Below are 13294 nucleotides of genomic sequence, written 5' to 3'. Positions count from 1 at the left end.
TTATAAAAAAATATACTCATAATGAATAATATCAACAATTGAATTAGATAATTAAATCAGGCTCAATATTAATATAATATTATGTACAAATCAGATAGTTACATGAGAAAATATACAATAGATATTGCCCCATTTTAAGGGCTGTTTTTAACTCACTCAAAATCGCCAAATTAAATAGAATCCCACATTGAAACTCAATATTTTCCATGTCATGATTTTCAATGAAATTAATCTGAAAAATAGTCGTTAAAATTTTCAAGATGAAAAAATAAAAGCAAATAAAAAAAAAGGGTAAAAATTATATTGTAAATTTATACAATATATTTTTTTGAAAAATCTTATTTTTTGAATCTTCTGATTTGAGAAGATCCTGCTGCAAGTAAAACCAATAACAGTACTAAAATAGGATTACCAGTTTCATATTGACCTAATGTGACATCATCCCTAGCTTGAGACTTTTTAGCAGGAGTAGTCTTTTTAACAGGAGTTTCATCTAACTCTTCATCACCGTCAGTGTCAATATCCGGTTCATCATCAATTTCAGTGTCATTTTCTTCGGTTTCATTTTCAATTGGAGTTTCGACTTCAGACACTTTGAAGCTGACTGTATTGTTGCTTGGCAGGTATTTGTCATTTCCGCCGTAGTATACTTTAGCGATGTATTCGCCAGCTGGAAGACCATGGACAACAACTTTAGCTACACCATCGTTGATTTCAGTGGTAGTGTAGTTTGTACCTTCGATTTCAATGGTAACTGTTCCGGTTGCATCTTTTGGAACTGTGACTTCAATGACTTCATCATCTCCAACATCAATGTCATTTCCTGTTGCATTTACAGTTGAAGGAAGTTTGTAAACTGTGAACTGACCGACTGTGCTGTTATTTGCGTATACTTCATTACCTGAGTAATTTACATTGACTGTTTTATCTCCGGCGGTTAATCCTTCAACTACAAAGGTAGCTGTACCTTGGATAATTTCAGTAGTTGAGTATTTTACGCCATCGATTTCAATGGTAACTGTTCCGGTTGCATTATTTGGAACTGTTACGACAACAGTTTCATTTTCACCTACGTAAATGTCATGTGCTTTCACGCTTATTGGAGTGTCAACCACTGGAGGATCAGCAATTGGAGTTACGTCTTCAGGAGTTTCATCTGTGGTTTTGTTTTTGGTAGCGTCTCCAAAGGATTTTGCATCAATGACATCGTCATCTTCATAAGGAACCAGATTTACAGGCTCATCTGATGGAACATTGATAGGTTCGGTTTCATTATCCTGTGCCTGTACATTGGATGGTCCGTCTTCGTGGATAATTTCCGGAGGCACATATTGAGTAACTGTAAATGTAGTGTCGTTTACTGATGGCAGGTATTTGTCATCACCATTATATCTTGCAGACACTATGTATTCTCCTTCAGGAAGACCGGATATTACTAAAACACCATTTCCGCCACTGATTGCAACATTGTATTTTTCTCCTTCTGAGTATACTGCTGCCAATACTCCTTCAGCCAGATTGAAGTTGAATACTTCACCGTCAATCACTAAAGTTACGTTTCCGACTGCATCAGTTGGGACTTTTAAGTGGATGTTTTCAAGTTCTCCAACATAAATGTCTTCTGCAATTGGAATTACAAATGATGGAACTTTTGATACATGGAATAAAGTTGAATTGTAGCTTGCCAGGTATTTGTCATCACCTACATAGGTTAAGTTGACAGGATAGGTTCCGTTGAGCATGCGAGGAATTTCAACAGATCCGACACCATCGGTAACGTTTGCATAGTAGGTTACGCCATCGATGTCAATCAGTACCTGTCCGGTTGCATCGTCGATTGTTTTTACAATGACAACTACATTATCACCGACATAAACATCATCAATTTCAGCACTTACGGTTGAATTGTGTTTTGATACTGTGAATCTGTCTGTGACGTTTCTTGGCAGGTATTCATCATCGCCGTCATAGTATGCAACAACTGTCTTGCCTCCTGCATTCAGGTTTTCAACCACGAATCTTACAACATTTTCATCAACTTCCACCGGCTCATAGACATATCCATTGATTTCAATTAATACATTTCCGCTTGCACCATTTGGTAGAGTTACATTAATGAATTCAGTATCTCCAACGTAAATGTCATATGCCTCGAAGGTTATGATAATGTCGGATTTAGGAATTGTGACAGTGCCGTCAGCTGTTGCATTGTTGTAATTTTCATCACCGGAATAGATTGCGGTAATGTTGTGAACTCCAGGAGTTACATTGTCAAGTGTGATTACTGCAGTGCCGTTGATTATTTCACCAGTGAAGTTTTTGCCTTCAACAGTGATTGTGACATTACCGGTTGCATTATCGCCAACAACAACCACTACGGTTCCGTTTCCTTGATCAACAACAACAATGTCAGGAGTTGTTTTGACCTTTTCGACATTGAATCCGGAGATTGTGTAATTTGCAGTGTAGTTGTCATCACCAGGATATTCGACGATCACTGTTTTTGGACCTTCAGTGAGGTTTTCGACAATTACAGTAGCAGTTCCGTTGATTACTTCAGTAACGTACTGTTTTCTGTCAATGGTTACAGTCACATTACCTGTAGCGTTTTCAGGAATGTTAATGACTACAACAGCATTTTCACCGACTTTGATGTCATCCACACTGACTTCTATTGGAGTGTCAAGTTTGGAAGTTTCATTAATAATAATGGTTTCATTGACAATGACTGTCTCGTTGACAACTGTCTGGTTGATGACTACAGTCTCATTGACAACTACAGTCTGGTTAACGACAACAGTTTCATTGACAACTACAGTCTGGTTGATGACTACAGTCTCATTCACGACTACTGTTTCATTGACAATTACTGTCTCGTTAACGATTATTATTGGAACGACTTCATCCGGAATGGTTATTGTTGCATTTGCGGTTGCATCTGTGTGATTTTCATCTCCGGAATATACTACGGTAATGTTGTGAACTCCGGTAGTCACGTTTTCAACGGTTATTTTGGTTGTGCCGTTGATTACTTCACCTGTGAAGTTTTTGCCTTCAACAGTGATTGTGACATTACCTGTTGCATTATCGCCGACAATTACAACAACTGTATTGTTTCCTTGATCAACAACAATAAGTTCTGTTTCGATTGGAGATACTACAAATATTGTGAAGTTTTCGCTTGCTTCGTATTTTCTGTCTCCTTGATAGTCGACATTGACTGTGTAGTTTCCAACTTTGAGATTTGGAACAGCAAGAAGTCCTTTGCCGTTTGCTACATAAACATCGTAATTTTTGCCGTCGACATTAACGGTCACATAACCTGTTGCATCATTTGGAACATTGATTTCAATTATTTCCTTATCACCGACGGTTATGTTTTCTGCTATTGCAGATACGCTTGAAGGGACTTTAGATACAATGAATGTGCCGTTTGCCTGTGCTTTATTGTATTTGTCATCACCAACGTATGTTGCGATTACAGTGTATGAGCCGCTGTCAAGGCCGGTTATGTCTAAAGTTCCTTTGCCGTCAGCAATATTTACATAATATCCTTTGCCGTCAACATCCACTAAAACAGGTCTTGTGACATCTTCAGGTGCTGTGATGCTGATTTTTTCAACATCTCCAACATTGATATCAGTGCCTTCCACAGTTATAGTCAAATCATATTTTGATACTGTGAAATTAGCGGTTGTTGAGTTGAATACATATTTATTGTCACCGTCGTAGGTTGCTACAACGGTTTTGTCTCCATAGATTAAGTCTGATACATAGAATATGGCGTTTCCGCCGTAAGTTTTATTAGTGTATGATTTGCCATCTATTTCAATGGTTACATTTTCTTTTACGTCTTCAGGCACGTTAACAGTTACTTTTACAACATCTCCAACTTTAGCGTCATTTACATCAATGTAAATTGGAGTGTCCCATTTGGATACGTAATAATTGGTTGTGACATTCTTGTCAGCATATTTGCCGTCAGTGAATGTTGCCACAACAACGTATTTGCCTGAGATGTCTTTGACTACATTCAAATCTGCTACACCATTGTTGACTGTTGCGTTTCCAGCCCATGTTCCATTTACATAGATTGCTACTTCTCCTTTAGCGTCAGCAGGAACATTTACAACAATAGTGGAGTTGAGTCCGACTTTAGTGTCATCTGCTGTCACGTTCATGCCGTAGCATCCGAACTTGTGGACATTTACTGCATCTCTAGTTGAAGTTGAAGCGTTGGTGTAGTTTCTGTCACCTGCATAGTAAGCGTAAACTGTGTAGTTTCCGGCATCCATCTGGTCAATGAGGATTCTTGCTATGCCGTTGTTGATTTGACCGGAATAAACCTTATCGTTGACAGTAATGTCAATTGATCCAGTAGTTCCAGGAGTGATGTAAACAACGACGAGTGCATTTCTTGCTGCATTGACTTCAACTGACTCTATGCTGATTTCAGGAGATATCTTTTTAACTTCAAACACACCGGATGTATTATTTGAGTTGTATCTATCATCTCCAGAATAGAATGCATATACTGTGTAGTTGTCAACTGCCAAATTATCAACTAGGCAGTCCACTGTACCATTAAATACTGGCAATTTGATTTCTTTAATTGCTCCACTTTCGTTAACGACATTAACAGTGATGAATCCAGTTGCATCGTCATTTACGTTTACTGTAATATGAGCTGTCTGTTTGTAATAGATGTTTTCAACGACAATGTCTATCGGAGTATCTATTGGGGAGACTTCGAATTCTGCATCTGCCTCACCGACAGTGTAGTTGTCGTATTCATCACCGTAATATTTGATATGCACTGAGTAAATTCCAGCAGCAAGGCCATTGAATGACACATCCGCTTTTCCACCGTTGAATTTTGAGATTTGAATTGAATATTCAGTGAAGTTTCCGGTTAAGACAACATAACCTGTTGCATTTGCTGGAATTTCAATGTGGATGTTTTCAGTTTGGCCGACGTCGATGTTTTGACCTGTCACATTAACGATTGGAGTTCTTTGACCTACATTAAATGTTGCAACTGATCTGTTTCCGTTGTGGTTTCTATCTCCATCATAGAAAGCCCAAACCTCTTTTTCTCCTATGGTTAAATCAGGAATTACAAATCTTGCAACACCGTCAATGACTGCTTCAGAGTATATCGCTCCATTTATGTCAATGGTAATGTTTCCAACTGCATCAGTCATTGTTCTGCCGTTTGCATCTTTGACTGTGACGTTGAGATATTCGCTGTCCCATACTTTGATGTCATGAGGCTCAATGACTACAGATGTGTTTACCGGAATGACTCTGAATGTTGCTTGTGCTGAAGCAGGGTTGTAGAATTTGTTTCCGTTGTAGATTACTTCAACCGGATAGGTTCCTACTTCAAGGTCAAATACGTTCCATACTGCTTTTCCATTGTACTCTTGGTAATGTCCAACGCTTGCTTGACCTTGTGAACCGTAACCGGTGTCTTTAAGTTCAACGGTTTCATTTTTACCATTTACGAAGATTGTTACATTACCTGTTGCTTTTACGAATGTCTGAATGTCTTCGTAGTTGCCGTAGATGATGTCATGGACTTTGATGTCTACGGTTCTGTTGAGTTTGTATACTTCGAAAATGGTTTCATTAGTACTTTCATAATAATATTTGTTTCCGGAGAAGTGTGCTGTGATTGTGTAAACTCCAGGGTCCAAGTCTTTGAGGTCGTAGGATACGCTGCCGTCTAGAAGTATCCTGGTGTTTTTGGCAATGCCTGCGATTGTGGCATTTACTTCTCCAGTTGTATTAACATAAATATATGCGATTCCTTTTTCAAGGAATGTGAAGTTTTGAGGAACAATTATAATTGGTATGTGAGCTTTTGTGACTGTGAAAGTTCCTTTTGTGGAATTTCCATTGTATTTTTTGTCTCCAGGATATATTACTTCCACCGCATAGTCTCCAGGTTCGAGGCCTGTGACATTAAGTTTTGCTACGCCGTTTACTATTGGAACGTTTTCAAATACTCTTAATGTATCGTTTATTTTGATTGTTACGTTTTCGGTAGCGTCGGCGAACTGCATGGTCACGTTAAGCTGCTCTTTTTCGTTGTATGCTATATCAGCGGTTTGAACATCCAAAGTGATGTTGTATTTTGAAACTGTGAATGTGGTTGTGTTCACTGCACTGTACCAGTAGTCGTCACCTGAGTAATTACCCCATACATTGTATGTTCCAGCTATATCAAATATTGGAATTTGGATGCTTCTTTCACCATTGGTTAAGTTAATATAATATTGGGTGCCGTTTACTTTTAGATATACGATTCCAGTTGCGTTTTCCGGAAGGGTTACCCAAATGTATCCATGATCATATACGAAGATGTCATTGGCATGCACTACAAAGTAAGGGTCATGTTTTGTAACTATGAAACTTGAGGTGTTGCTTACAGGTTTGAAGTTGGAATCGCCCTGGTAGAATGCAACGACGTGATGTGTGCCTGCAAGTAAGCCTTCTCTGTTGATTTGTATTTTGCCGTCAACTAACTCGTAGTCTCCAATGTATTTGCTGTCAAGGTATACTGAAACAATACCGGTCACCTTATTTGATGGGAATACAGTAATGTTTATAGGTTCTATTTCGCCCACTTTAATGTCAACTGTATCTACAATGATTGAATCGTCGACTTCACGCACTTTGTATGAAGAGGTGTTCTCTTCAGGCAGGAAGTCATCATCACCGTTGTATCTGACATAAACATCATAGATTCCGGTTGGACATTTAGGAACGATTACTGTAGCAGTAGCGAATCTGCTTCCTTCTTCATGAGTCAGTTCCACATTGTCTGCGAAAAGGTTGCCGTCAATCCACAGGGAGATGTTTCCTGTAGGTGCAACCATTATTGATTTGTCCTGTGCAACGACGGTAATGTTTATTACCTCATCGTCAAGACAGTCGATATCTACAGTCTCAATGAAGACGAATGTAAGGTTTGCGCCTTCAACATGTACAAGATAAGTGTAATAGTCATCTCCAGGATGCTGTATCTTAAGTTTCAATGAAGCCTTGTCGACATCGAGATCATCGTAATATAGTGAGATTTTACCTTCAGAATCTGTTTTCAGCACTTCTCTTGCGACTTCCTTATTGTTGGTTCCGTAAAGGGTTACGTCAACAGTTTGGTAAACTTCATAGTCAGTTTGGTATAATTTGTCAGGGTCCTGTGGAATACCATCGATTTTTTGTGGAGCTACAGCAGCATTGCCTGTATTTTTAACTCCGTTGACTCCTAAATAGTATACGTTAGTGAAGTATACGTTATTTTCGCCGTCATTGTATATTGCGTTGATGATATTGTCGTTACCTCTGAAGTAAGCATCCAAAGTAATGATTTTTTTGTCTTCATCGACATTCAATGATAAAGGATCGAAGCGGTTTGATTTAGCCCTGTTGTCGAAGAATTTTGAATCAATGATGTCCATTCTAGGAGCGGATTCATCGACATACATTGCTGAACCGTTGTCTGCCTTATTGTATCTGAATACTGAATTGTCGATTGCTTTACCGTTAACCCAGTAGATTGCTCCACCTAATTCTGCAGTGTTGTTCATGAATGTTGAATCAGCTACCTCGCTTGAGGATGAATTCCAGTATAATGCTCCACCTAAAGCGTCACTGCCTTTAGCTGCGTTGCTGGTGAACTTGGAATTGGATATCAATCCGTTTTGACCTGCTGATACAGTCTTGTTGTACTGCACATTGGTTTTAGGTACAGTGTAGGTTGCGGTTTGAGTAATGTTGTTCCAGTATACTGCTCCACCCATATTAGCTTCGTTTTCTGTGAATGTTGAGTCTGATATTAAACCGTTGGTACCAGTCCAATAAGCTGCACCACCGTTTTGAGCAGTGTTTCTGGTGAATGTGGAATTGTATACAATACCGTTTTCACCATGAACAACAAAGGTTTTTGGATAATTGAATTTAACGTCCATGTATTCTACTCCACCTTCCCAGTATAATGCACCACCGTCTGTTGCATCATTGCCTGTGAATGTGGAATTTGCGATTGTACCGTTGGTAGCTTGCCAGTAGACAGCTCCACCACGGACCGCATTGTTGTCTGTGAATATTGAATTGGAAACTACACCGTCGATACCTAAATATTTGGTGCTGTGTGCTGAGGCAGGGTCGGTATTCTTGTAGTTCATACCACCGTTCCAGTAGATTGCTCCACCTTCAAGAGCGCTACAGTTGATGAATGTGCTGTTGTCAACTGTAATCTTGTTGTCTCTTGCAAATATTGCTCCACCTTTACCTCTTACTTGTATTTCGACTTTTGGATCGTCTTCAGCAACTGAATTGATGAAAGTACATCCTATAATTTTATTGTTGACAGTCACTGCGTCTTTCATTATGACTGATCCACCGAATTTAGCTTTGTTTCCAATGAAAGTTGAATTGATGAACTGTGAATCTGACATTTGATTGGATAATGCTCCACCTGCATAACCTGCAGTGTTATTGATGAATTTACAATCAGTTAAAGTGATATTTCTACCTTTTCCACCAGTATCACCTATGTAGAAACCTCCACCGTCTTTTACTGCGGTGTTGTTTATGAATGTACAGTTTTGCATTACACTGTTGTATGACCTGTACCAGTCCATACCTCCACCGTGTTTTCCTGCGTAGTTGCTGTCAAAGATTGTGTCTTTTACAAGACCACCAGGAGTTGATGCTCCACCTGCACTCCAGTAAACAGCTCCACCTAGAGAGTTGTCATAGGTATTTGCTCTGTTTTTGGTGAAATTACATCCTATGATTGAGTCTCCACCGTGACCACCGTTCCAGTAGACAGCTCCACCTTTACCGTTAGCTGTATTAGCAACAAATGATGAGTATTGTACTGTAGCGTTTATACCGTCAATGTATAGTGCTCCACCAATTGCTTTGTCATCTCCTCCAAAGCCTGAAGTAACTTTGTTGGTTGTGAACTGGGAACGGTTGATTGTTGTATTTGTACCTGAAACTCTCACTGCACCACCTGAGATTACAGCAGTGTTTTGGTCGAATATACAATCTTCGATATTGGTGTTTTGAGCTTCAACAACAACAGGTTTGCCGTTTACTACATCATCATATTTTGAAATGTATATTGCACCTGCAGAGTGGTCTGCATGGTTGGATGTGAATTTGGAATCTGCAATGTGGGTATTCTTACCTGCTACGTAAATAGCTCCACCGTATCTTTTTGATGTGGAATCTGCAAATTCTGATCCTGAAATGTATGTTCCGTCACCTGCAACATAAATTGCTCCACCGCCGGAATAACCGGTTGCACCTTCTGAGTGACATGAAACGAATGTGTCATCTGAGATTTTGGTGTTGCTTCCTGCAACGTAAATTGCCCCACCGCTGGTATCGGATATGATGTCTGAGAAGTGGGAATTTCTGATTGCTGCATTGTCACCGGTTACATAGATTGCTCCACCCGCTGTGGAATTGCTGTTGGTGAAATTGGAATCTTCGATTGTAGTGTTTTCACCTACAATATTGATTGCACCACCTACACCGTCATTTTCAGTATTGGTTTCGGTGAAAGTAGCGTCTTTGACTGTTGTACGTACTCCATGCACGTAAATTGCCCCACCGTTTTGGGCTGAGTAACTTGATGAGATATCTACGTTTTCTATTTTTGTATCGTTTCCTTCAATGTAGATTGCCCCACCGTCATAAGCGTGAGTGTCTTCGAATTCTGATTCGCTTACGGTAGCTGAAGCGCCTTCAATGTAAATTGCTCCACCTTCACGGGCATTTGCATTGTTGAATTTGGATTTTTCTACAGTGGTATTTACTCCTGCCACGAAAATGGCTCCACCATCACCATCATTTACTGCTGCGCAGTTTATGAATGTGGAATCTTCGATATCTGCGTTGGTACCCCTTACATATATTGCACCGCCGTTTCCTGCAATGTCATCATCACCTGCATTACAGTTTGTAAAGTCAGCAGATATGAATGCGTTTGTACCGTTTACATAAATTGCTCCACCATCGTATTTGGATGATGAATCATTGATGTCTGAAGCCACTACTTTAGCGTTGGCTCCTTGTATGAATATTGCACCACCGTAATCGGCAGCTGATTTTGTGAAACTTGAATCTGAAATTGTGGTATCTGTACCGTTAATGTATATTGCACCACCGGTAAATGCTGAGTGGTTTTCAAATGTTGATGTGGAAATTACTGCTTTTGCACCGTTTACATATATAGCTCCACCATAATTATCCTCATCTGAGTAATCCATGAGGCTGTTTGATTTAAACTCGGAATCGGATATGCCTACATAATCACCTTGGATGTAGATTGCTCCACCGTCAACACTGATGCATGAATCGAATTTTGCGTTTGTTATTGTGGTGTTGTCACCTTCAATGTAGATTGCACCACCTGCACCGTTTTGAGAGGATGCTGCACAGTTGGTGAACTGTGAGTCTTTAATGGAAGTGACGTAACCGTCAATGTAGATTGCACCACCGTCATTGCTGAGTGCTGCACAGTTTTCGAAAGTTGAATTGGAAATGTCTGTGAATATTCCACCTGAAATGTAGATTGCTCCACCGTCATCAAATGCATAGCAGTCAGTCATTTGTGACTCTTTTACTTTGGAGTATCCTCCTTTAATGGAGATTACACCACCTTCACGTGCATGACAGTCAGTGAAATCTGATTCGCTTACTACTGCATCATGACCTGCAATGTAGATTGCTCCACCGCTGGCACCGGTTTCACCTTCAGTTGCATAGGTGTTGTGGAATGTGGATTTTTCAACATTTGCGTCGTTTCCTTCAATGTAGATTGCTCCACCGAATGAATCCATTCCTGCACTACAGTTTTCGAAAGTGGATGCAGTGATGTTTGAATTATCACCGCCGACATAGATTGCACCACCTGAACCGTTGCCTGCATTCAATCCTAATGCATGTGCATTGTTGATGTTAGCTGAAATGAGTGCATTGTTACCTGCAACATAGATTGCTCCACCATCACAATCTGATGTTGATGATGTGATGTTACAGTCAAGAACTTTTGCATCTCTACCTGTTCTGTAACCTCCGATGTAGATTGCACCACCATATTCAGCATGAGCTTCATCGAATGTTGAATCTAAAACGTTTGCGGAGTCACCTGCAATGTAGATTGCTCCACCTTTACCGTCATCCGCTTTTGTGAATTTGAAGTCTGAGTCTTTGATGAGAGTGTTGAATCCTCCAACGAAAACGGCACCACCGTCACCGCCATTTGCGGTTGAGTTGAGGAATGTTGATCCTGTGATTTGGGTGTTGACACCATTTACATAAATTGCTGCACCGCTTCCTATATTTTTCGCATCACCTGCGGTACAGTTTATGAAGTTTGCAGAAATTACTGTATTTGGACCATTTACATATACCCCACCAGCCTCAAAACTTAATGAGTTTGTAATGTTTGATTGGGTAATGTGAGCATCATGACCTTCAATGCAAATTGCTGAACCACCCATAGCTTTACAGTCATTGATAGTGCAGCCTGTAATGACGGTATCATTACCGATAATGTATAGAGCACCTCCACCATGGGTAGCACTACAATCATCAAAACTAGTATCGATTATATCAACATTATTACCGGTAACGAATAATGCACCACCATCAATCTTGGAGACATCCCTGCTTTCATCAATGCTGACACTGGAATGACTGAAGCTTGACTGTGTTACTGTTACATTGGAACCGGTAAGACATATAGTACCACCACGACTACTGGATTTACCCTCACTTGTACCTTTATTATTGATACATGTAATATTATGAATTATACCTCTTTGACCTTCCCAGTATATTGCACCACCATCGTCACCAGCAGCATTATTTATAAATTTACTATTGTATAATTTACCATCATCACCTTCTACATATATACAACCACCATCAAAGGCAGCTTTATTATTTGTGAATATGGTATTATTAATTATAGCAGAGTCACCTTCGACATATATTACACCACTATTATTGTTAGCAGTACAATTACTAAAGGTACAATTATCAACTATAGTATTATCACCTATAATGTATATTGCACCACCATTATGAGCTGCACTACAATCATTGAATGTGGTATCGATGATGTCAACATTATCTCCAGTAATGAATAGTGCACCACCATCTACCTTGAATGGATCTTTACCATCATCCATCCAAGCAGAACATGAGGTGAAACTGGATTTAGATATGGTAACATCTGAACCGGTAAGACATATAGTACCACCACGAGTACTTGAAGTACTACCATCAGGTTTATCGATACTTATACCTTTATTACCAATACAGGTAATATTGTATATAGTACCATTACTACCCATCCAGTTAATTGCACCACCGTCATCACCGGCAACATTGCTCATGAATGTAGTGTTGAATATTCCTACATTGGCACCATTGACATATACTGCACCACCATCATTATCGGCAGTATTGCTAGTGAATGTTGAATCTGCAATTATAAAGTTATATTCAGAAACAGATGAAGTTGAGGTCATTGAGGAAGTGGTAGCTATGTATATTGCACCACCATTATTAGAAGCAGAATTGTTGATGAAGTTTGAATTGAATATCTCTACATTGTCACCAGTAGTCAAACTGATTGCAGCACCATCACTACCTTTAGCATTAACTAAGTTAATGTTTTTAAGCACTACATGTGAATTTCCACTTATAGTGAATATTGATGCTTGGTTTGCACCGTCTATTGTGTATCCTGCACCATCAATAACAATGTCCTTATTAATGGAAATTCCATTGGATACTATGCTGTCGCCACTAGTGTATGTGTAATTTTTATCCAAGGTAACGCTTCCGCCTGCACCCTGAATCTTCTCATTCAATTGTATAAATGTTCCCGCCGTGTCGGTCAGGAGATCTTCTTGGGTGCTGTCAACTTGTACAATATCCTGATTCGCAGATGCTGTGAGATTAACCTCATCAATATGATTGGTTGCTGATACAGCTGAAACTGCTGAAAGGGATATTATGAACAAGCACAGCACAATAAATATCTGCTTTTTATTCATAATAATAACCTCATTTTTTTATAAGTATGACTTCATCGTTTCAAAATCGGCATACTGATTTAATTATTAGATTAAACAAGTATATATCTTTTCCTATTCACAATTTTAGCCTGAATATTAAAATTTATTTAAAAATGGAAATAAAAATTAAACAGTAATTCAAAAAGATACTGTATAAAACTGAATATTTACACAAATTG

At 39.2% G+C, this 13294-nt stretch carries 1 protein-coding gene; it reads right to left on the bottom strand.

The window, feature by feature from the left end:
* Positions 1-338: 338 nt before the first annotated feature.
* A complete protein-coding gene (locus tag Q0W26_RS00320; RefSeq protein WP_298521339.1) occupies positions 339-13094 on the bottom strand; it encodes an Ig-like domain repeat protein in 12756 nt (4251 codons plus the stop codon).
* Positions 13095-13294 lie beyond the last annotated feature (200 nt).

The sequence above is a fragment of the uncultured Methanobrevibacter sp. genome, from assembly GCF_947169325.1.
Lineage (GTDB): Archaea > Methanobacteriota > Methanobacteria > Methanobacteriales > Methanobacteriaceae > Methanocatella.
Note: the sequence above shows the minus strand (reverse complement) of the source record. Positions and strands in the feature narration are given on the sequence as shown.

Excerpts from the sequence above, each read along its gene's own strand:
- Q0W26_RS00320 (WP_298521339.1), bottom strand. The coding sequence starts at position 13,094 with ATGAATAAAAAGCAGATATTTATTGTGCTGTGCTTGTTCATAATATCC.